The organism is Nocardioides zeae, from assembly GCF_010686755.1.
In the GTDB taxonomy this organism is placed as follows: domain Bacteria; phylum Actinomycetota; class Actinomycetes; order Propionibacteriales; family Nocardioidaceae; genus Nocardioides; species Nocardioides zeae.
Map to the genome: position 1 here is coordinate 100,051 of NZ_JAAGXA010000009.1, position 21,282 is coordinate 121,332.

General features: G+C 72.8%; 17 protein-coding genes. 9 read left to right on the top strand and 8 right to left on the bottom strand.

Annotated features, from left to right (window positions below; translation table 11 throughout):
- Positions 1-55 precede the first annotated feature (55 nt).
- A complete protein-coding gene (locus tag G3T38_RS13800) occupies positions 56-2,785 on the bottom strand; it encodes a bifunctional acetate--CoA ligase family protein/GNAT family N-acetyltransferase (RefSeq protein ID WP_338037650.1) in 2,730 nt (909 codons plus the stop codon).
- Positions 2,786-2,864: 79 nt separating this feature from the next.
- Between G3T38_RS13800 and G3T38_RS13805 the strand changes: the two genes are divergently transcribed.
- The 4 genes from G3T38_RS13805 to G3T38_RS13820 are packed head-to-tail and all read left to right on the top strand — an operon-like array spanning position 2,865 to position 8,466.
- A complete protein-coding gene (locus tag G3T38_RS13805; RefSeq protein WP_163772892.1) occupies positions 2,865-5,393 on the top strand; it encodes a DNA gyrase/topoisomerase IV subunit A in 2,529 nt (842 codons plus the stop codon).
- A 6-nt stretch (positions 5,394-5,399) separates the two neighbouring features.
- Positions 5,400-6,200, top strand: a complete 801-nt coding sequence (locus G3T38_RS13810; RefSeq protein WP_163772893.1) for an LppX_LprAFG lipoprotein — start codon at positions 5,400-5,402, stop codon at positions 6,198-6,200.
- Positions 6,197-7,960 (top strand): MFS transporter, encoded by a 1,764-nt coding sequence (locus G3T38_RS13815; protein WP_163772894.1) that lies wholly within the window; start codon positions 6,197-6,199, stop codon positions 7,958-7,960. Before G3T38_RS13810 ends, G3T38_RS13815 begins: the two co-directional genes overlap by 4 nt.
- An 11-nt stretch (positions 7,961-7,971) precedes the next feature.
- Positions 7,972-8,466: a carbonic anhydrase gene (locus G3T38_RS13820; protein ID WP_163772895.1), complete on the top strand. Its 495-nt coding sequence runs from the start codon at positions 7,972-7,974 to the stop codon at positions 8,464-8,466.
- Between the two features lie 384 nt (positions 8,467-8,850).
- Here the strand turns inward: G3T38_RS13820 and G3T38_RS13825 are convergent, their stop codons facing one another.
- The 3 genes from G3T38_RS13825 to G3T38_RS13835 form a co-directional block, all read right to left on the bottom strand.
- The gene (locus G3T38_RS13825; protein WP_163772896.1) at positions 8,851-9,324 is read right to left on the bottom strand and encodes a hypothetical protein; all 474 of its coding nucleotides are present in this window, start codon (positions 9,322-9,324) and stop codon (positions 8,851-8,853) included.
- A gap of 83 nt (positions 9,325-9,407) precedes the next feature.
- Positions 9,408-10,451, bottom strand: a complete 1,044-nt coding sequence (locus G3T38_RS13830) for an aromatic alcohol reductase (RefSeq protein ID WP_338037651.1) — start codon at positions 10,449-10,451, stop codon at positions 9,408-9,410.
- Between the two features lie 70 nt (positions 10,452-10,521).
- The gene (locus G3T38_RS13835; protein WP_338037652.1) at positions 10,522-12,654 is read right to left on the bottom strand and encodes a DNA gyrase/topoisomerase IV subunit B; all 2,133 of its coding nucleotides are present in this window, start codon (positions 12,652-12,654) and stop codon (positions 10,522-10,524) included.
- 263 nt (positions 12,655-12,917) lie between these two features.
- On the opposite strand from G3T38_RS13835, the gene G3T38_RS13840 reads away from it, so the two are divergent.
- Both G3T38_RS13840 and G3T38_RS13845 read left to right on the top strand, forming a co-directional pair.
- Positions 12,918-13,151: a DUF7455 domain-containing protein gene (locus G3T38_RS13840; RefSeq protein ID WP_163772898.1), complete on the top strand. Its 234-nt coding sequence runs from the start codon at positions 12,918-12,920 to the stop codon at positions 13,149-13,151.
- 102 nt (positions 13,152-13,253) lie between these two features.
- Positions 13,254-13,727 (top strand): DUF456 family protein, encoded by a 474-nt coding sequence (locus G3T38_RS13845; protein ID WP_163772899.1) that lies wholly within the window; start codon positions 13,254-13,256, stop codon positions 13,725-13,727.
- Positions 13,728-13,797: 70 nt separating this feature from the next.
- Here the strand turns inward: G3T38_RS13845 and G3T38_RS13850 are convergent, their stop codons facing one another.
- The gene (locus tag G3T38_RS13850) at positions 13,798-15,111 is read right to left on the bottom strand and encodes an SGNH/GDSL hydrolase family protein (RefSeq protein WP_163772900.1); all 1,314 of its coding nucleotides are present in this window, start codon (positions 15,109-15,111) and stop codon (positions 13,798-13,800) included.
- Between the two features lie 163 nt (positions 15,112-15,274).
- A complete protein-coding gene (locus G3T38_RS13855) occupies positions 15,275-16,789 on the bottom strand; it encodes an RNA polymerase sigma factor (RefSeq protein WP_163772901.1) in 1,515 nt (504 codons plus the stop codon).
- Positions 16,790-16,960: 171 nt separating this feature from the next.
- On the opposite strand from G3T38_RS13855, the gene G3T38_RS13860 reads away from it, so the two are divergent.
- Positions 16,961-18,142, top strand: coding sequence for an alcohol dehydrogenase catalytic domain-containing protein (locus G3T38_RS13860; RefSeq protein ID WP_163772902.1), 1,182 nt, complete (start codon positions 16,961-16,963; stop codon positions 18,140-18,142).
- Positions 18,143-18,168: 26 nt separating this feature from the next.
- Here the strand turns inward: G3T38_RS13860 and G3T38_RS13865 are convergent, their stop codons facing one another.
- Both G3T38_RS13865 and G3T38_RS13870 read right to left on the bottom strand, forming a co-directional pair.
- The gene (locus G3T38_RS13865; protein WP_163772903.1) at positions 18,169-18,900 is read right to left on the bottom strand and encodes a GAF domain-containing protein; all 732 of its coding nucleotides are present in this window, start codon (positions 18,898-18,900) and stop codon (positions 18,169-18,171) included.
- A complete protein-coding gene (locus G3T38_RS13870; RefSeq protein ID WP_163772904.1) occupies positions 18,897-19,517 on the bottom strand; it encodes a cysteine hydrolase family protein in 621 nt (206 codons plus the stop codon). The genes G3T38_RS13865 and G3T38_RS13870 overlap by 4 nt, the downstream gene beginning before the upstream one ends.
- Before the next feature lie 122 nt (positions 19,518-19,639).
- On the opposite strand from G3T38_RS13870, the gene G3T38_RS13875 reads away from it, so the two are divergent.
- Together G3T38_RS13875 and G3T38_RS21750 are read left to right on the top strand one after the other, a co-directional pair.
- A complete protein-coding gene (locus G3T38_RS13875) occupies positions 19,640-20,509 on the top strand; it encodes an SDR family oxidoreductase (RefSeq protein ID WP_163772905.1) in 870 nt (289 codons plus the stop codon).
- Between the two features lie 51 nt (positions 20,510-20,560).
- Positions 20,561-21,265: a methyltransferase gene (locus G3T38_RS21750; protein ID WP_206675884.1), complete on the top strand. Its 705-nt coding sequence runs from the start codon at positions 20,561-20,563 to the stop codon at positions 21,263-21,265.
- Positions 21,266-21,282 lie beyond the last annotated feature (17 nt).

Sequence of the window (21,282 nt, forward strand, 5' to 3'; positions counted from 1 at the left end):
TCCCCGCAGGCGAATGCGCAGATCCACTGAGCCGACACGTGACGAAAACGCCCCGTCACTCCGGCAGGGTGTCCCCCACCATCGCGGTGAGTCGTCGCACGAACCAGTCCGACCGCGCGTCGGCGACGGGCTCCACCTTGGCCGACGCGTTGAGCACGGTGGCCCCGCCGGGGCCGGCGAGCACGAGTGCGAGGTCGAGCGTGCGCACCTGCGGGATGTCGTTCTGCAGCTGCGCGACACGGCGGACGAGCCGCTCGATGTCCTCGACGTCCGCGACGTCCCCGCCGCGGTAGCCGAACAGCAGCGGCGCTGCCTTGATCTCACGCACCATCTCGGCGGCGTCGACGTGGCTCAGCGGCGGGATCCGGTAGACCCGGTCGCCCAGGAGCTCCGTGAGCGGGCCCGAGATGCCGAACGAGATGACCGGACCGAACAGCGGGTCCTCGACGGACCCGATGGACACGGGCACGCCCGGCGGCGCGACGCGCTGCACGACGAACCCGGCCGAGTCGGGGTCGGAGATGACGCCCGTGAGGAAGTCCCAGGCGTCCTCCATCTCGCGGGCGTCGTCGATGTTGCGCCACACGTGGGCCTGGTCGGGCCGCTCCCGCAGCCGCTCCGCCGTCGCCTTGAGCACGACCTGCCAGCCGAGGCGCTCGCCCGCAGCGACCGCCTCCTCCCGGGACGTCACCGGGACCGCCACCCAGAGGTCGATCCCGTAGCAGCGCAGCAGCTCGACGAGCTCGTCGGGCGCGAGCACCTTGCCGTCGGGGTGACGCAGCAGCACCTCGCTGACGAAGCGCTTCGCGGGGGTCGGGTCGATCTCGTCGTCGTCCTCGTCGGCGCCCTGCTTGCCCACCCACACGGCGTACGAGACGACGCGCGCGAGCGCGCGCACGGCCGCCTCGACCGCGGGGTACGACGGCACGGAGCCCCGGCCGGCCGTGGAGCCGGCGACGTCGGGGACCCGCAGCAGCTCGGGGACGCCCTCGGCGCCGAGGAAGGTGGAGACGAGCGGCTTGTCCGACTGCTCGCCGACGGCGGCCAGCACGTTCGCGACGTCCTCGCCCGACACGTCGAGCGGCGGGATGTAGACGGCCACGACGGCGTCGACGTCCGGGTCGTCGATGGCCGCGTCGAGCGCGTCCTCGAAGTCCTCGGCGCCGGCGTCGGCACCCAGCTGCACCGACTTGTTGACGACGAGGCCGACGGAGACCGCGGCGTCGGTGGCGAGCAGCCCCAGGGCGTCGGAGTTGCCGACGACCGCGACCCGGCGCCCCCGCGGCAGCGGCTGGTGCGCCAGCAGCTGGGCGACGTCGAACATCTCGTCCAGCGTGTCGACCTGGATCACGCCGGACTGCGCGAACATCGCGTCGACCGCCTCGGGCGGCGCGCCGATCGTGCGCACCGCGTGGCCCATCGGCACACCCTGCGTGTTGCGGCCCGAGCGCACGGCGACGATGGGCTTGCGGCGCGAGACGCGCCGGGTGATGCGGGAGAACTTGCGCGGGTTGCCGATCGACTCCAGGTAGAGCAGGACGACCTCGGTGGAGGCGTCCTCCTCCCAGTACTGCAGCAGGTCGTTGCCCGACACGTCCGCGCGGTTGCCGGCCGAGACGAAGGTCGAGAGACCGAGCCCGCGGTTGTTGACCTTCTCGAGGATGGCGGAGCCGAGCGCGCCCGACTGGCAGAAGAAGCCGGCGCGTCCGCGCGGCGGCATGACCGTCGACAGCGAGGCGTTGAGCTGGTGGGCCGGGTCGGTGTTGATGATGCCGAGGCAGTTGGGCCCGATCAGCCGGAGCCCGTAGCTGCGAGCCAGCCCGACGAGGCGCCGCTGCCGCTGCCGGCCCTCCTCGCCGGTCTCGGCGAAGCCCGAGGAGATGACGATGAGGCCGTGCACGCCCTTCGCGGCGCAGTCGAGCACCACGTCCTGCACCGACTCGGCCGGCACCGCGACGACCGCGACGTCGACGTCCCCCGGGATGTCGCCGACCGACGCGTACGACGGGAGCCCCGCCACCGCCTCCGTCGACGGGTTCACGACGTAGACCCGGCCCGTGTAGTCGCCGGTGACGAGGTTGCGCACCAGGGTGCGGCCGACCGTGTCCTGGCGCCGGCTCGCGCCGATGATCGCCACCGACCGCGCGTTGAAGAACGCCTCGATGGACGCCGACTCCGCCCGGTGCTCGCGCTGCTGCATGACGCCGATGGCGGTCTCGGTGGGGTCGATCTCGAACTCGAGGGTGACGACGCCGTCCTCGAAGCCCGACGCGACCTTGTAGCCCGCGTCCCGGAAGGTCTGGATCATCCGCTGGTTGTCGGGGAGCACGTCGGCGGAGAAGACCTCGATGCCACGCTCGCGGCCGGCCTGCGCGAGATGCTCGAGCAGCACCTGGGCGATCCCGCGGCCCTGGTGGTCGTCCTGCACGAGGAAGGCGACCTCGGCGCGACGGTCGTCGTACGCGTCGTACCGTCCCACGGCGATCATGTCCTCGCCCACCGTCAGCACGAACGCGACCCGGCGGTCGTGGTCGACGTTGGTGAAGCGGAGCACGTCGCGCGGCGAGAGGCGCGGCATGGGGGTGAAGAACCGGTAGTACTTCGACTGGTCGGAGACCCGCGCGTAGAAGTCGACGAGCAGCTCCGCGTCCTCCGGGCCGATCGGACGGATGTGCGCGGTGCGGCCGTCGCGCAGCAGCACGTCCGCCTCCCAGTGCCGGGGCGCCTCGGGCACCTCGTGCTCCTCGGGCTCCTCGGAGGCGGGGGTCTCGGGGGCGGAGCTCACGGGGCCCAACCTATCGCGAGGAGCCCGCTCCCGGCGTGCCCCGTCCGACCCGGGCAGGCGGCAGGAAAGAATGCGCCCCATGGCCCGTCGCACCACCACCCCGCCGCCCGACGACATCGAGGAGCACATCCTCGACATCGACGTCTCGGACGAGATGCGCACCTCGTTCCTCGAGTACGCCTACTCGGTCATCTACTCCCGCGCGCTGCCGGACGCCCGCGACGGCCTCAAGCCGGTGCAGCGCCGCATCCTGCACACGATGAACGACATGGGCCTGCGGCCCGACCGCGGACACGTGAAGTCGGCCCGCGTGGTCGGCGAGGTGATGGGTCGCCTGCACCCGCACGGCGACGGCGCGATCTACGACGCGCTCGTCCGCCAGGCGCAGTCCTGGTCGATGCGGCTGCCGATGATCGACGGGCACGGCAACTTCGGCTCGCCCGACGACCCGCCGGCCGCGATGCGTTACACCGAGTGCCGCATGGCGCCCGGCGCGCTGGCGATGACGGCGTCGATCGACGAGGACACGGTCGACTTCCGCCCCAACTACGACTCCCGCGAGACCGAGCCGAGCGTGCTCCCCGCGGCGATCCCGAGCCTCGTGGTCAACGGCGCGACCGGCATCGCCGTGGGCATGGCGACGAACTGTGCCCCCCACAACCTCGGCGAGACGGTCGCCGCGCTGCGCCACCTCATCAGCGACCCGTCGGCCGACCTCGAGGCGCTCATGCGCTTCGTCCCCGGCCCCGACCTGCCCACGGGCGGCCGCATCATCGGCCTCGACGGCATCCGCGACGCCTACGAGACCGGCCGCGGCTCCTTCAAGATGCGGGCCACGACGCGCATCGAGACGATGGGGCGCCGCAAGGGCATCGTCGTCACCGAGCTCCCCTACGGCGTGGGCACCGAGAAGGTGATGACCCGCATCAAGGACCTGGTGCAGGCGAAGAAGCTCCTGGGCATCGCCGACATCAAGGACCTCACCGACCGGGAGAAGGGCCTCCACCTCGTCATCGAGGTCAAGAACGGCTTCCACCCCGAGGCCCTGCTCGAGCAGCTCTTCAAGCTGACGCCGCTCGAGGACTCCTTCAGCATCAACGCCGTCGCCCTCGTCGACGGCCAGCCCCGGACGCTGGGCCTCAAGGAGATGCTCGAGGTCTTCCTCGCGCACCGCTTCGACGTCGTACGGCGCCGGTCCGCCTTCCGCCGCGGCAAGGCCGCCGACCGGCTGCACCTGGTCGACGGCCTGCTCCTGGCGCTCCTCGACATCGACGAGGTCATCCAGGTCATCCGCACGAGCGACGACTCGGCGGCCGCCCGCGACCGCCTCATGACGGTCTTCGACCTGTCCGAGGTGCAGACGCAGTACATCCTCGACATGCCGCTGCGGCGCCTGACGCGCTTCAGCCGGCTGGAGCTGGAGAAGGAGCAGGAGGACCTCCGCCGCACCATCGAGGAGCTCGACGCCATCCTCGGGGACGACGCCCGGCTGCGGGCCGTGGTCTCCGACGAGCTCGCCGAGGTCGCCCGCGAGCACGGCACCCCGCGCCGTACCGTGCTGCTCGAGTCGGCCAACCTCCCGGCCACCGCCGCGGTGCCGCTCGAGGTCGCGGACGACCCGTGCTGGGTGCTGCTCTCCTCGACGGGCCTGCTGGCCCGCACCCGCACGGCCGAGCTCGCGGGGGCGAGCGAGGCGGACGACGCGGCCCGCGTGCAGCACGACGTCGTCGTCTCCGCGGTCCGCACGACGGCCCGCGACGAGGTCGGCGTCGTGACGACCGCGGGACGAGTGCTGCGGCTCAGCGTGCTCGACCTGCCCGCGCTCCCCGACACGGCCGCCGACCCCCACCTCGCGGGCGGGCACCCCGTGGCGGAGTTCGTCGCGCTGGAGGGCACGGAGCGCGTGCTCTGCCTGACCTCGCTGCGCACGGACGGTCCCGGCCTGGCGATCGGCACGCGCGACGGCGTGGTGAAGCGCGTGAACCCGGAGGTGCCGAACCGCGACGACTGGGAGGTCGTGCGTCTCGGTGACGGTGACGAGGTCGTCGGCGCCGTCGAGCTGCGCACCGGGGAGGAGGAGCTCTGCTTCATCACCTCCGACGCCCAGCTCCTGCGGTTCCCGGCGAGCGGCGTCCGTCCGCAGGGCCGCGCCGGCGGCGGCGTGGCCGGCATCAAGCTCGCGCCCGGTGCCCGCGTCGTGCACTTCTCCGCCTTCGACCCGGACGGCCCGTCCGGCGGCGCGGCCGACCCGCACGCGCCCGTGGTCGTGACGATCGGGGGGTCCTCGACCGCCCTGCCCGGCACGGAGACGGGCACCGCCAAGGTGACGCTCTTCTCCGAGTACCCCGGCAAGGGCCGCGCCACCGGCGGCGTGCGCTGCCACCGGTTCCTCAAGGGGGAGGACGCCCTCCTCCTCGCGTGGGCCGGCCCCGGCCCCGCCCGCGCGTCCGCCGCGTCGGGCAGCCCGGTGCCCCTGCCGCCCGCGCAGGGCCGACGCGACGGCTCCGGTACGCCGCTGGCCCAGCCCGTCGCGGGCATCGGGTCCCCCGTGCTCGCGCTGCAGCCCGGCGCGAACGGGCTCCGCACGACCTCCGATGTGGAAGGCTGACCGCCCATGGACGCCCCCCTCCCCCGTGACGAGTCCAGCGGCGAGCCCCGTGACGGCTCCGGCGACGACACCACCCGCCGACCGAGCCGGCGCGGCTGGGTGATCGGCGCGATCATCGTGGTGGCGCTCATCGCCGCCGCGCTGGTCCCGACGTTGTTCCTGAACAACAAGGAGCCCGGCCTCGACCGCCCCGACGCGGCGCCGGAGGACGTGCTCAAGGAGGTCAAGGACAACTTCGACGCGGCCGAGGGCGTGCGGATCGCCGTCACCAGCGAGGACCTGGCCGACGCGGACGCGGCGCTGGTCAGCCTCGACGGCACCGCCGTGCGCCCGGACGGGTTCTCGGGCGAGATGATCGTGCGCGTGCTGGGGCGCGACGCCTCCGGCGACATCCTCTCGGTCGACGGCCAGTCCTACGCGCAGGGCTTCGTCATCTTCCCGAGCTGGGCCGAGGTCGACCCGGAGGACTTCAACGCCCCCGACCCCGGCGCCCTCATCGACCCCGACGGCGGGGTGTCCAGCCTGCTCACGGCCACGCAGGACGTGGAGCAGGGCGAGACCGAGCGGGCCGGAGCCAACAACGAGGAGCTGCTCACGACCTACACGGGCACCCTCGACGCCTCCGTCGTGCGGCGCATCATCCCCGGCGCCGACGACGGCGACTTCGACGCGACGTACCAGGTGGACGACGACGAGAACCTGCGCGAGGCGCGCCTGCGCGGGGTCTTCTACCCGGGCACCGACGCGATGACCTACGTCATCACGTTCTCCGACTACGGCGAGACGATCGAGATCACCGCGCCGTGACGCTCCGCCCGGCCGACCGCACCCTGCTCGCGCTCGCGGCGGTCGCGATCGCCATCGCGGCCGCCGACACGTACGTCGTCGTGCTCGCCCTCCCCGACATGAGCGCGGCGGCCGGCCTGGACGCCCTGGAGCTGCAGCGCTCGGCCCCCATCATCTCGGGCTTCCTGCTGGGGTACGTCGCGATGCTGCCCCTCATCGGCCGGGTCGCCGACCTCGAGGGCCGGGTGCCGGTGCTGCTCCTCGCACTGGCCGTGTTCGCGGCCGGGTCCGCCGTCACGATGCTCGCCTACGACCTCCCCGGGATGGTCGCGGGACGCTTCCTGCAGGGCGTGGGTGGTGGGGGGCTCGTGCCCGCGACCATGGCGCTCGTCGCCGACCTCTACCCGAAGGAACGGCGGGGGCTGCCGCTCGGCCTGGTCTCGGCGGTGCAGGAGTTCGGCAGCGTGCTCGGACCGGTCGCCGGCGCGCTCGTGCTGGCCGTCGCGACGTGGCGCGGCATCTTCGCCCTCAACCTGGCGGCCGCGGCGGTCCTCCTCGTCGCCGTGGGGCGTGCGGCACGGCGCTCCGAGGTGGTGGACGCGACGGCCTCGGCCCGGCGGGCAGCCGGGCGGGACGTCGTCTCGTGGCTGCTCCTGGTCGTCCTCGTCGTGGCAGGTGCGCTCAACGCGCTCCGTCCGCCGGGCATCGTGCGCGATCTCTTCTGGGGCCAGTTCTTCGTGTCCTACGTCGGCACCCACCGCTGGCTGACCCCCGTCGGCCTCGTCGCCGTGCTGGCGCTCGTCGCGCTGCTCGTCTGGTCGCTCGTCACCCCGCACCCGCTGCTCGACCTCCGTCGCTGGTGGCGCGCCTTCGCGGCCGCCGACCTGCCGGGCGCCCTGCTGCTGGCGGCGGCGCTCGGCGGCATCGTCCTCGCGTTCGGCACCGGTGATCCCGCCATCCAGGTCTTCTCCCCCGCCGGCCCCTGGTACCTCCTCGGCTCCGCCGTCGCCGCCGTGCTCTTCGTGGTGCACCTGCGGCGAGCGGCGAACCCCGTGGTGCCGCGCGGGTCGCTGGCCCACCGCAACGCCTGGGGCGGCCTGCTCGTGAGCTTCTTCGTCGGCTCTGCGCTCATCGCGGCCGTGGTGTCGATCCCGATCTTCGCCGCCCTCACCGTGCACAAGGACTCCCAGGTCGCGGCATCGCTCGTGCTGGTGCGGCTCCTGGTCGCGCTCCCGGTGGGCGCGGTGCTCGGCGGGTGGCTGCTCCGGCGCCTGCCCGCGGGCGTCATCGCGGGCGGCGGCATGCTGCTCGCCGCCGGCGGCTTCGTCTGGATGGCGAGCTGGGACGCCGAGAGCCTGGAGCACCTCGTCTCCACCGTGCCGCTGCTCGTCACCGGCCTCGGCTTCGGCCTCGCGCTCGCGCCCGTCAACGCCGCCGTGCTCGCGGCGACCGACGACGACGTGCACGGTCTCGCCTCCGCGATGACCGTCGTCGCCCGCATGGTCGGGATGCTCGTCGGCATCTCGGCGCTCACCGCCCTCGGCCTCCGGGCCTTCTACGCCGCGCAGCGCGACATCCCCGCCCCCGCGGAGGTCTGCGGGGACCAGGGGTCGCGGTGCTCGGCGTACATCCGCCTGCAGCTCGACGCCGCCCTCACCCAGGAACAGTTCATCTTCGCGGGTGCTGCGGTCTGCGCCCTGGTGGCGGCCGTGCTGGCCCTCGTGCTGCTCCGCGGCACCGAAACGCGAGAGCGTGGCGGCACCGGCCTGCTCATCGGCTAAGTTGCGCAGCTGTGAGCGACTTCGACGACCTCCTCGACGCCAACCGTGCCTTCGCCGACGACTTCGACCTGAGCGGGTTCGACGGCATCGCCCGCGCGGGCGTCGCCATCGTGACCTGCATGGACAGCCGCATCGACCCCTTGGCCATGCTCGGCCTCAAGGCGGGCGACGCGAAGATCTTCCGCAACCCGGGCGGGCGGGTCACGCCCCAGGCCCTCGAGGCCCTGGTGCTGGGTGCCCACCTGCTCAACGTCGAGCGCATCCTGGTGGTGCCGCACACCCGCTGCGCCGTCGCCTCCAGCACGGAGGCCGAGCTGCGTGCGAGGGTGAGCGCCTCCGCCGGGGTGGACGCCGCATGGCAGGGGTTCCCCGTGGTCACCGACCAGCGCGCGACGCTGACGGAGGACGTCCACCGAGTGACGTCGCACCCGCTCATTCCCGTGTCGGTCAAGGTCGGCGGCTTCATCTACGACGTCGACACGGGCCTGCTCCAGCAGATCGTCTGATCCTGCACGCCGGTCGGGGGCGCTGAACCCCCGGCCGGCGGCGGTCGCCTGGCCGGCGCCGCGAACTGTGCAGATGGTGCCTACTCCCGTCGGTCTGACCTGTCCCGACCGCACACTTCCGGAGCCAAGCCGGAGGCGCTCCGGGCCCGTCCGCTCGGGCCCCGGTGTCGGGTCGGCGCGACCCTGGGTCGGCCCGCGATGAACGCTGGGCCGGGCCGCCCTCGCGCTCAGCCGGCGCCGCGAACTGTGCAGATGGTGCCTACTCCCGTCGGTCTGACCTGTCCCGACCGCACACTTCGAGGCCCGGCCACGCCGGCCCGGCCCGACCCGCCTTCGCCAGCCCCCGCCAGCCCCGCCAGCCCCGCCAGCCCTCGCCCGCCTCGGTCAGTAGGACCCGTCCACCAGCGCCCGGTCGCCCAGCGGAGCGTCGAGCTCGATCGTCTCCTGGGCCACGTCGCCCGGCGACGAGCACAGGGTCGGACGCGGCACCTCGCGCACGGTGACGACCACCTCGTCGCCGCTCTCCTCGACGGTGGTCTCGCCGGTGCGCGCGCACGGGCTGCGGTCGAACGAGACCGTGACGGTGCTGCCGTCGACGACCGGGTCGCGCCACGGCACCGCCACGCCCTCGTCGTCACCGGCGAAGGCATTGCGCACGAGCAGCACGGCGACGATCACGCAGACCAGGAAGACCACGAAGCCGCCGAGCAGCACCAGCCACTGGCGCCGCGACGCACCGAAGCGGTGGCCGTCGTCGTGGCCGTCGCCCCCACCGTGATCGGCGTGATCGAGGTCCCTGGGGTCGCGGTCGTCGTCGAGGATGTCCTCGAACAGCGACGTGTCGTCTCGCTCCACCATTGCTCCAGCATCACACAACGCTGCGGTCCGACCGCGCTGACGACACGGCGATGGATGCCACACCGCCTGCGCTCCCCTCGCCGTCAGGCCCGGTTGCCGGCGAGGTTCGACGCGACCCAGGTCCGCAGGTCGGTGGTGGGGATGCCGCGGATGGCGTTGAAGGTGTCCGCCTTGTCCCAGGCCACGCCCCGTCCCTGGGCGAACACGGCGCGGTACTTGCGCGTCATGTTGTCCGGGTCGGCGGCCAGCTCGTCGAGCAGGGTCGACACGGACCACACCGTCCGTTCGAAGGGGCGCTCCAGGACCGCCTCCAGCGTCTCCGCCACCTCGCCGTACGTGACCGTGTCGCCGGCGACGTACACGATCTCGTTGCGGATCCGTGGCGCGGCGAAGAGGATCTCGGCCGTGAGGACACCGATGTCCTCGGGGGTCGTCAAGGTCACCGCCGTGTCGAGGCTTCCGAGGGCGTTCACCGTGTCGGTGGACAGGTCGACCATGCCCGAACCGGGCTCGAACAGGTAGTTCATGAACATCCCGGTCGAGATCACCACCCACTCGGTGTCGTCTTGCCCTCGCAACAGCTCACGGACGTCGAGCTGCGAGTCGAAGATGTCCTGGGGGCTTCCGCGGCCGATGACCTCGAAGTCGACGCCGAACTGCCACGGGAAGTACCGCGGGATGCCGGACTCGAGCGCAGCTCGCGCGACCTTCATGGGCGTCTCGACACCGGCGGCGATGCCTGCGCAACCGATGACGGTGTCGTAGCCGGAGAAGATCGCCGCCAGCTCCTCGACGGAGTTCTCGACGAGGTCACCGGCGACGACCTCGATGCCGAGGTCGCGGATCTCTGCGAGGTCGCGCCGCTTGGCAGGATCGTCCGACGTGATCGCGCTACTCCTCAGCATCACGCTGACCGTAGCGCCCTCCCGGGGTGCTCGGCCCGCGACATTGCGCAGGACCGGCATGCCGAGCTCCCCAGCACCGATCACCAGGATGGTTCGGGATGCGAAGGGGTTTTCCGCGTTGCTCATGTGCCTCTTCATTCTCGTGACGTCGTCGCGGCGGGCTCGAGGGTCGAGCGCCGGCTGCGCTGTGCACGGGACCAACGGGGAGCCGCCGACCTCCATTCCGAGACCAGGGCCGGCGAGAGATGCGTCACCCAAGCGGCGACGACCAGGAGCGCCCGCCAACGACGTCTCAGGCGTCGATCGCCTCGCGGTCGATGCTGTAGCTGCCCGCCACGATGAACTCCTTGCGGGGCGCGACGTCGGAGCCCATGAGCAGCTCGAACACCTCGCCCGCCATCGCGGCGTCGTCGACGGTGAGCCGCCGGAGCGTACGGCGCCGGGGATCCATCGTCGTCTCCGCCAGCTGGTCGGCATCCATCTCGCCGAGGCCCTTGTAGCGCTGCACGGGGTCGCGCCACTTCTGGTTGCGCTTCTTGAGCTCGGCGAGCTTCCGCTGCAGCTCGGCGTCGGAGTAGGTGTAGACGTACTTCTCCTGGCCCTTGCGGGGGTTGGAGAGCTCGATGCGGTGCAACGGCGGCACCGCCGAGAACACGCGGCCCGACTCGATCAGCCCCGGCATGTAGCGGAAGAAGAGCGTCGCGAGGAGGCAGCGGATGTGGGCGCCGTCGGAGTCGGCGTCGGCCATGAAGATGATGCGGCCGTAGCGCACGGCGTCGAGGTCGAAGGTGCGCCCGCTGCCGGCGCCGACGACCTGGATGATCGAGGCGCACTCGGCGTTCTTGAGCATGTCGGCCACGGAGGCCTTCTGCACGTTGAGGATCTTGCCGCGGATGGGCAGCAGCGCCTGGAACTCCGAGTTGCGCGCGAGCTTGGCCGTGCCGAGGGCGGAGTCACCCTCGACGATGAACAGCTCGCTGCGGTCGGTGTCGCCCGACCGGCAGTCGGCCAGCTTGGCGGGCAACGCGGACGACTCCAGGGCGTTCTTGCGGCGCTGCGTCTCCTTGTGCTGCCGAGCCGCCAGCCGCGTCTTGGTCGCGCCCGCGACCTTCTCCATGACGAGGCGGGCCTGGGCCTTCTCCTCGCGCTTGGTGCTCGTCAGGAACGCCCGGAGCTCGCCGGCGACCACCTTGTTGACGACCGAGCGCGCCGCCGGCGTGCCGAGGATCTCCTTCGTCTGCCCCTCGAACTGCGGCTCGGCGAGGCCGACCGTGACGACCGCGGTCAGCCCCTCCAGCACGTCGTCCTTGATCGGGTCGTCGTCGTTGTTCTTCAGCACCTTGCTGGAGCGCATGACGTCCTTGAAGACGTCGACCGCGGCGCGCTCGAATCCCTGCACGTGCGTGCCGCCCTTGGGCGTCGCGATCACGTTGACGTAGGAGCGCAGCTCCGTCTCGTAGCCGTGGCCCCAGCGGGCGGCGACGTCGACGACGAGCTCGCGCTCGACCTCCTGCGGCGTCATGTGGCCGCGCTCGTCCAGCACGGGCACCGTCTCGGTGAACCGGCCCGAGCCCTGCAGGCGCAGCACGTCGGTCACCGGCTCGTCGTGGGCGAGGAACGCGACGTACTCCGCGATGCCCCCGTCGTAGCGGAAGACCTCCTCGCGCGGCTCGTCGCTCCGCAGGTCGCGGATCGTGATCTCCAGCCCCGGCACGATGTACGCCGTCTGGCGGGCGCGGGTGACCAGGTCGTCGTACACGAACGTGGCGTCGCTGGTGAAGATCTGCCGGTCGGGCCAGAAGCGCACCCGGGTGCCGGTGGGCGACTTCGCCGTGACGCGCTGGCCCTTGCGGGTCAGGCCCGAGCGCGGCTCGAAGTCGACGCCCGGACCGTCGCCGTCGAAGACGCCGGGGACACCGCGGCGGAACGACATGCCCTGGCGCGCCGGAGGCCGGTCGATGTCGACGTCGAGACGGGTGGACAGCGCGTTGACGACGGAGGCGCCGACGCCGTGGAGGCCGCCGGACGCGGCGTACGACCCGCCGCCGAACTTCCCGCCCGCGTGGAGCTTGGTGTAGACCACCTCGACGCCCGGGAGACCGGTGCGCGGCTCGACGTCCACCGGGATGCCGCGGCCGTCGTCGTGCACCTCGACGGAGCCGTCGGGGTGCAGCACGACCTCGATCGCGCTCGCGTGCCCGCCGAGCGCCTCGTCCACCCCGTTGTCGATGATCTCCCACAGGCAGTGCATCAGCCCGCGCGTGTCGGTCGACCCGATGTACATCCCCGGCCGCTTGCGCACGGCCTCGAGGCCCTCGAGGACCAGGAGGTTCGCTGCGTTGTAGGTCGTGTCGATGGTGGCGCTCCTCGTGCGACGCGGCGCATCGGTCGATCGCGCCGTGGCCCGCAATCTACCGGCGGGCACGGACAGTTCCGTGGAGCGGGCGCGCGTGAGGACGGCCGATCTCGACCCACGGGCGGAACTTCTCCGGAAATGCACCGTTGGCGCGGGTGGGACGGCGAGGATGGCGACACGGCCGGACACCCGACCAATCCGGGAGTGGGGCCGGTCGCGAACGGGTACAGCAGCACATGATGGGATTCGACATGTCATCCCCGCCACAGCACCACGGGAATGTTTTCCCCGACGGCTAGGTTGGGCCAGGCACCGAGAGAAAAGAGGCCGATGTGACCACTGCAGTTGCCCCCAACACCCCGGCACTGACGGCGTCGGACCGCTGCGACCGCTGCGGCGCCCAGGCCTACCTGCGTGTCGAGCTCGCCAGCGGCGGCGAGCTCCTGTTCTGCGCCCACCACGCGCGCCAGCACGGCGACGCACTGCGTTCGGTGGCCGCGAACGTCCAGGACGAGACGCACAAGCTGTCGTCGAGCCCTGGCAACGCGCCGGCGGACGAGCGCTGACCAGCATCCCCCGCAGCAGCCCGAGCAGCAGCTGACCCCGACCACCACGACGGCCCCGGACCCACAGGTCCGGGGCCGTCGCTCGTCCGAGAGGATCCATCCGTGACCTGGACCGACGCCGTCGTGGCCCTCCTGCTCCTCGTCGGGATCCTCGGCATCGTCGTGCCGATCCTCCCCGGCACCGTCCTGATCGGCAGCACGCTCCTCGTGTGGGCGATCCTGACCGGCGGCGCGGCCTGGTGGTGGTTCGCGGCGGTCGTGGTCGTGCTGCTGATCGGCACGGTGGTGCAGTACGCCGTGCCCGGCAAACGCCTCAAGGCCGCCGGGATCCCCACCCGCACCCTCCTCGTCGGCGGCGTCCTGGGCGTGGTCGGGTTCTTCGTGGTGCCCGTCGTGGGCCTCGTGATCGGCTTCGTGCTCGGGGTCTACCTCGCGGAGACCTCCCGGGTCGGGCGCGAGGAGGCGTGGCCCTCGACGGTCCACGCGCTCAAGGCAGTCGGGCTGAGCATGGCGATCGAGGCCACCGCCGCCGTCGTCGCCAGCAGCATCTGGGTCGTCGCCGCGTTCCGGCTCTGACCTGCCGCCGCGCGCCACCGCTCCTGAAGCGGCTCCTGACGCGGCCCCTGAGGGCCCCTGGAGCGGTCCCTCAGCCGATCGTCAGCGACCCGTCCGGCTGCCGCGCGCAGGTGACCACGGCGGCACCCGTCGTCCACGCCCCCGTCAGGCAGCGCCCCAGCACCTCGTGGCCGGCCACGTTCGGGTGCCACGACTCCTGGCACGTCTGGTAGTAGTCCTGGCAGGTGTCGGTGACCCGCTTGATGTCGAGCTTGTCGAAGGGGCCGAAGCTCTCGACCGGCACGCCGCTCGGGCCGTCCATGACCCGCAGCGGCGTCGCGAGCGCGGCACCACCGGGGGCCTCGCACAGCCGCGCCCCGTCGAACGCCGACTGCACCCCCAGGTAGGTGACGTCCACCCCGGGACGCTCCGCTGCGACCGTCGCCGCCACCCCGGCGACCATCTGCCCGAGCCCCTCCGAGAACCGGTGGGCCGGCGCGAGCGAGGCGACGTGCGCGGGACAACCCGCGGCGTACCGCTCGTCGACGAGGGCACGGAACTTGTCACGCCCGTCGTCGCGGCCGTCCTCCGTCAGGTACTGCTCCGCGTAGGCCTCGGGCAACGGGTTCGTGTAGTCCTGCAGCACGATGCGGTGCTCCCCGTCGGGGTCGACCTCGGCGAGCGTGTCGACGACCGCGAGCACGGCGTCCGTCGTCTCGGACTGCGCAGCCGCGAGCTGCTCGGCGCCGGCGAGGTCGGCGTCGGTGCAGGGCTGCTCGTCGAGCTCCGCCCCCGTGACCCAGTTGACGAGGTGCAGCCACACCTCCCACCAGCCGGTGTAGCCGTCGCCCACGAAGCGGCCCGCGCACTCCGCGGCGACGTCACCGAAGGTGAAGTGGCTGTTGTTGGAGCCGAGGCCGACCAGCACGAGATCGACGTCGTGCGTCGTGGCGACGGACCGCAGCTGGTCCAGCTGGGCGCTGACGCCGCGACCCTGCTCCCGCGCGGCGGACGCGGTCGCCATGTCGGCGGGACGACCTCCGGAGCAGGCGAGGTTGAACCGCTCGTCGATGCCGGGGAGGTCGGCGACCTCGATGGAGGCGTGGGCGGAGCGGTGGCAGAAGTAGGGGTTGCTGTTGGCGGCGTCCCATCCCGGGAAGCCCTGCGCGACGCCGGCGGTGTCGCCGACCGGCTGGTAGTCCCCCGCACCCTCGCCGCTCACGAAGCTGTCCCCGAGCGCGACCGCGGCCGTCGGGAGCGCGGCCGTCCCGAGCGCCGCCTCGTCCGGTACGGCGGGGGTCGGCTCCCCCGGCTCCGCTGCGGCGGGTGCCGCGACCAGCACGGCGGCAGCGAGGGACAGGGCGAGGAGCGGCGCGGACCGGCTCCGGGCGCGACGTGACGACATGGGCGACCTCCCGAGAGTGGGGCCGCGGCCCGTGCGCGGCCGTCCTCGCACTCTCCGCCGGCCCACGGCAGGGGTCAAGGCGGAAGGTTCCGCGCCGACCCCGGAACGCGCCGCGGCGCCGCTCCCCCTCGGGGAACGGCGCCGCGGCGTACGAAGGTCGGCGTCAGTCCAGGTAGTCGCGCAGGACCTGCGAGCGGGACGGGTGCCGCAGCTTGCTCATCGTCTTCGACTCGATCTGGCGGATGCGCTCACGCGTCACGCCGTAGACCTTGCCGATCTCGTCGAGCGTCTTCGGCTGGCCGTCGGTGAGGCCGAACCGCATCGAGACGACACCCGCCTCGCGCTCCGACAGGGTGTCGAGCACCGCGTGGAGCTGCTCCTGCAGGAGCGTGAACGACACGGCGTCGGCCGGCACGATGGCCTCGGAGTCCTCGATGAGGTCACCGAACTCGGAGTCGCCGTCCTCGCCGAGGGGCGTGTGCAGCGAGATGGGCTCGCGGCCGTACTTCTGCACCTCGACGACCTTCTCGGGCGTCATGTCGAGCTCCTTGGCGAGCTCCTCCGGCGTGGGCTCCCGGCCGAGGTCCTGCAGCATCTGGCGCTGGACGCGGGCGAGCTTGTTGATGACCTCGACCATGTGCACCGGGATGCGGATGGTGCGCGCCTGGTCGGCCATCGCGCGGGTGATCGCCTGACGGATCCACCACGTCGCGTACGTCGAGAACTTGTAGCCCTTCGTGTAGTCGAACTTCTCGACCGCACGGATCAGACCGAGGTTGCCCTCCTGGATCAGGTCCAGGAAGAGCATGCCGCGACCCGTGTAGCGCTTCGCGAGCGAGACGACGAGACGCAGGTTGGCCTCGAGCAGGTGGTTCTTCGCACGACGGCCGTCGTCGGAGATCCACTCGAGCTCCTCGAGGACCTTGGGCGTGATCTTCCCGCCCTTGGCCAGCTTCTCCTCGGCGAAGAGACCGGCCTCGATCCGCTTCGCGAGCTCGACCTCCATCTCCGCGTTGAGGAGGGGGACCTTGCCGATCTGCTTCAGGTAGTCCTTGACCGGGTCGGCCGTCGCGCCCGCGACCATGACCTGCTGCTCGGGCTCGTCGGTGTCGTCGGCCGCGGAGACGACGAACGACGCCTCCTTCTCGTCCTGCTTGATCGTCGGGTCGGACTTGACGTCCTTCTCGAACTGGTCGTCCGGGATGTCGGGCAGCACCTTCTTGCCGTCGGGCCCGATCTCGACCGGCTTGGCCGCGTCGTCGCCCACCTCGAGGTCGCTGAGGTCGACCTCCTCGAGCTCGACCTCCTCGACCACGTCGGGCTCGTCGGCCGGCTCGTCGGCGGAGGGCGCTGCCGTCTTCGCAGGCGCGGCCTTCTTGGCGGCCGGCTTCTTGGCCGCCGCCTTCTTCGCCGCGGCGCTCGTCGTCTTGCGGGCCGTGGACGCCGCGACGGCACGGGTGCCGGCGGCCGAGAGCTCCACGGTGATGCCGTGGCTGCTCAGGTGGGCCAGCAGCGCCTTGAGGTGCACCGGCTCGATCGCCGCGTCCTCGCTCGCCTGTCGGACGGCCTCGGGGGAGACCACCCCCGCGGCGGATCCCTGCTCGACCAGTGCGGTCACGGCGGGGTGGGCGAGCACCTCCGCGGGGAGCTTCTTGCGCGTGATCGAAGCCACGAACACCTCTCGTCAACTACTTCCGGGCGCGGCAGAGCCAGGATCTTGTCAAGCGCCGCTCCGGCAATGATGCCACGGCACCGAAGCGTCTCCGCCCCCGGCAGGGTCGGCAGGGTCGCGACGCACCGCGCGGGTACCGGTTCGTCGACCCTGCTCCCCCTCCCCGAGGAGACCACGATGAAGGCAGTCACCTGGCACGGCCCGCAGGACATGCGCTACGAGGAGGTCCCGGACGCGCGCATCGAGGAGCCCACCGACGTGCTCGTGCGCATCACGTCGACCGGCCTGTGCGGATCCGACCTCCACCTCTACGGCCCGCTGTCCCCGTTCATGACCGCGGGCGACATCGTCGGCCACGAGCCCATGGGCGTCGTCGAGGAGGTGGGCTCCGCCGTGTCGTCCCTCGCCGTCGGGGACCGCGTCGTCGTGCCGTTCAACGTCAGCTGCCAGGACTGCTGGTCCTGCCGCCAGGGCCTCAACAGCCAGTGCGAGACGACGCAGAACCGCGACCAGGGCACCGGCGCCAGCCTCTTCGGCTACAGCCAGCTCTACGGCAGCGTCCCCGGCGGGCAGGCCGAGCTGCTGCGGGTGCCGTTCGGCGACACCCTGCCGGTCAAGGTGCCGCACGGCCCCTCCGACGACCGCTTCCTGTTCCTCAGCGACGTGCTCCCCACCGCCTGGCAGGGCGTGGAGTACGCCGGCGTCGGCGAGGGCGACTCCCTCGTCATCCTGGGCGCCGGTCCGATCGGCGCCATGGCCGCCCGGATCGCGCAGCACCGCGGCGTGCGCACCATCGTCGTCGACCCCGAGCAGGACCGTCGGGACCGCGTCGCCGCGCGCGGCATCGAGGTGCTCTCCTCGGAGCCCCGGGACGACCTCGGCGACCTCGTGCGCGACATGACCGGCGGGCGTGGACCCGACGCCGTCCTCGACGCCGTCGGCATGGAGTCGCACGACACGCCGACCGCCGGCCTGGCGCAGAAGGCCGCCGGGCTGCTGCCCGACGCCCTCGCCCAGCCGCTCATGAAGAAGGCGGGCGTCGACCGGCTGGGGGCGCTCACCTCGGCCATCGACCTGGTACGCCGCGGAGGCACCATCTCGATCTCGGGGGTGTACGGCGGCGCGGCCGACCCGCTGCCCATGGTCACGCTCTTCGACAAGCAGCTGCAGCTGCGGATGGGCCAGGCGAACGTGCGCTCCTGGACCGACGAGATCCTGCCGCTGCTCGAGCAGGACGACGACCCGCTGGGCACCGACGAGTTCGCCACGCACCACCTGCCGTTGTCGGAGGCCCCCGAGGCCTACCGGGCGTTCCGCGACAAGGCGCCGGGGATGGTCAAGGTCGTCTTCCAGCCGTGAGCCGCGCCGGGCCGCCCCGACCGAGGTCAGGGGCGGTTCGGCAGGTCCACGTCGTCGGGCACTCCCCCGGCGGCGACGATCCGCTCGGCCAGGTCGCGCACCCGCACGTTGCCGCCCCGGGCCCAGCGCTGGAGCAGCGGGAACGACCCGTCGAGCGGCACCCGTCCACTGGCGACCAGCAGCCCCTGCGCGACACCGATCAGGTGCCGCGACTCCGCGGCCTCGGCGAGCGTGACCGTACGACGCAGCGCGGCCCACGTCACCGAGACGTGCACCGCGAGCAGCAGCAGGGCCTCGAGGTCCTGGTCCTCGAAGGCGCCAGGACGCCGGGCGTGGACCGCGAGCGCGCCGAGCGGCTCGTGCCGGTCGTGCAGGCCCGTGGGCATGAGCTGCACGCAGACCAGCGACCGCGGACCGGCGCCCGCGGACCGACCTCCCCAGCCGGGCCACCGACGGTCCTGCGCCGCGTCGTCGACGATGAGCCCGCCCGGATCGTGCACGGCGGTGAGCGTGGGTCCCGCTCCCAGCTCGCGCTGCAGGACCTCGTCGCGCCGGGCGACGCCGTCGGTCGCGGCGATCGTCTCGAGCCGGCCGCGACGCCGCCGGGCGACGACCGCCGCCCCGTCGCCACCCACGAGCTCGGTCGCCCGCTGCGCGGCCGTCCGGGTCAGCTCGACCTCGTCGGGCGCCGCCGCCAGCTCGGCGACGACGCGCGCCAGGAAAGCCGCGACCTCGAGCGGTCCGTCGGCCGGAGTCACGCGGGCCCGGGTCCGGCCGCGGGGGCCGCTGGGGGTGCTGGGGCCGCGAAGGTGATCGCCGCCAGGGGCAGCGCGGGCTGGCGGTAGAGGTCCTCCAGGTGCGCCAGGCTGGCGCGGTGCCGCTCCGCGTCCGGCGCCAGCACCCCGTCCTCGACGAGCACGACCCGCAGGTCGTGGGCGTAGGCGTCCGCGGCGGTGGCCGCCACGCAGGACTCCGTCGAGATCCCCACGAGCGCGAGACGCTCGACGCCACGGGACCGGAGCAGCTCCACCAGCTCCGTGCCGTGGAACGCGCTGTCCCGCGTCTTCTCGACGACCACCCAGTCCTCGCCGGGCTCGTCGGGCCGCACCGCGGCGAGCTCGCCGACCGGCCGCACGTCCTCGGTGCCGCCGATCATGAACGGGCACGCGTCCTCGCGCATGTTGAGCGCCCAGGTGGCGGGGTCCTCGGAGTGCACCGTGCGGACCTCGACCACCAGCGCCCCGGCCGCGCGGGCAGCGGTCACCGCCGCGAGGCTGCCCGCGACCACCCGGTCGCGGATCGCAGCGAGCTCGGGAGCGGAGAAGTAGCCCTCCTGCAGGTCGATGACCAGGAGGGCGGTCGTCGTGTCGGCCATGGGCGGCCGGTACCCCGACGCTCCGGCCCGCATGATCCGCGGCGTACGGCGGGGCGGGGTGTCGCACCGGGCGCCGGGGGTACCGGCCGGCGCCCGCACCAACCCCGAGACAGGAGACGACGATGGCCGACGCCCTACCCGAGACCTTCCCGGCGCAGCGCCAGGACCCGCCCGGGCTCACCGCGGCGATGGACCCGGTGCCCGACCACGGCGAGGACACCTACGTGGGCCACGGCCGCTTGGAGGGCCACGTGGCCCTCATCACCGGAGGCGACTCCGGCATCGGGCGCGCCGTCGCCCTCGCCTACGCACGGGAGGGCGCCGACATCGCCTTCACCCACCTGCCCGAGGAGCAGCCCGACGCCGACGAGACCGCCCGGCTCGTCCGCGAGGCCGGGCGGCGGGTGCTCCCCCTGGCCGTGGACCTGCGGGATCCGGAGGCCTGCCGCTCGGTCGTCGAGCGGACCGTCGAGGAGCTCGCCCGGCTCGACGTGCTGGTGAACAACGCCGGCTACCAGATGGCCCGGGGCGGCGGCATCGCCGAGCTCGACGACGAGCACCTCGACCGCACGCTGAAGACCAACCTCTACGCGCTGTTCTGGACGGTGCGGGCGGCCGTGCCGCACCTGCGAGCCAGCCGCGGCTGCGTCATCAACAACACCTCGATCCAGGCCTACGAGCCCTCGACGAGCCTGGTGGACTACGCGGCGACCAAGGCGGCCATCAACAACGCGACGGTCAACCTGGCGGCCGAGCTCGGCCCCGACGGGATCCGCGTCAACGCCGTCGCGCCCGGACCGATCTGGACTCCGCTCCAGCCGGCCACGCAGCCGGCCGAGAAGCTCGAGCAGTTCGGCTCCGACACGCCCCTCGGGCGCGCCGGCCAGCCGGCCGAGGTCGCTCCGGCGTTCGTGTTCCTCGCCTCGCCCCGCGACGCGTCGTACGTGTCCGGCACGGTGCTCGGCGTGACCGGGGGCAAGCCGGTCTTCTGAGCCGAGCCGCCGGCGGTGGCTGCCGCCGGGCGGCCGGGGTACCGGGCGCACGTGCCCGACGACCTCGGCCGCCCTGCCGGCCTGCCCACCCGCCGTCCGAGCCCGGCTCCCCTGCTGCCCGCGGTGCCCCGTGACGATCCCGACGGCCCGCGCACCGCCGACTTCGAGGGTCTCTCCATCCGGTGGGATCCCCGCGTGCTCGAGCCGCGGCCCTGGACGGCCGCCCAGTCGACGTGGGCGGCGAAGATCGCCGAGCAGGCGCCGTACGGGCCCCTGCTGGAGCTGTGCTCGGGCGCGGGCCACATCGGTCTCCTGGCGGCCCTGCTGTCGCGGCGCGAGCTGGTGCAGGTGGACGCCGACCCGGTCGCGTGCGACTACGCGCGGACCAACGCCGAGGCCGCCGGCATCGTGACCGACGTGCGGTGCGGCGACCTGCGCGAGGCGGTGCGCGGCGAGCGCTACCCCGTCGTGGTCGCCGATCCGCCCTGGGTGCCGACCCAGGACGTCGGCACGTTCCCCGCCGACCCCGTCACCGCCATCGACGGCGGGCCCGAGGGCATGGACCTCGCGCTGGCCTGCCTCGACGTGGCCGCGGAGGTGCTGCTGCCCGGCGGCAGCGTCGTCATCCAGGTCGGCGGCGTGCACCACCTGCCGGCCCTGAACGGGCACGACGCCGTGCTCGGCGGGCGCCTCGTCTTCGCCGAGGCCCGCGAGTTCGAGCGCGGGCTGCTCGCGCACCTCACCGCTGCGGGCTGACCCTCGACGACGCGGAC

Bases quoted from the DNA above. Each gene is read 5' to 3' on its own strand.
- G3T38_RS13850 (WP_163772900.1), bottom strand. From the start codon at position 15,111: ATGTCGTCACGTCGCGCCCGGAGCCGGTCCGCGCCGCTCCTCGCCCTG.
- G3T38_RS13825 (WP_163772896.1), bottom strand. From the start codon at position 9,324: ATGGTGGAGCGAGACGACACGTCGCTGTTCGAGGACATCCTCGACGAC.
- G3T38_RS13805 (WP_163772892.1), top strand. From the start codon at position 2,865: ATGGCCCGTCGCACCACCACCCCGCCGCCCGACGACATCGAGGAGCAC.
- G3T38_RS13870 (WP_163772904.1), bottom strand. From the start codon at position 19,517: ATGGCCGACACGACGACCGCCCTCCTGGTCATCGACCTGCAGGAGGGC.
- G3T38_RS13810 (WP_163772893.1), top strand. From the start codon at position 5,400: ATGGACGCCCCCCTCCCCCGTGACGAGTCCAGCGGCGAGCCCCGTGAC.
- G3T38_RS13860 (WP_163772902.1), top strand. From the start codon at position 16,961: ATGAAGGCAGTCACCTGGCACGGCCCGCAGGACATGCGCTACGAGGAG.
- G3T38_RS13875 (WP_163772905.1), top strand. From the start codon at position 19,640: ATGGCCGACGCCCTACCCGAGACCTTCCCGGCGCAGCGCCAGGACCCG.
- G3T38_RS13830 (WP_338037651.1), bottom strand. From the start codon at position 10,451: ATGGAGGTCGGCGGCTCCCCGTTGGTCCCGTGCACAGCGCAGCCGGCG.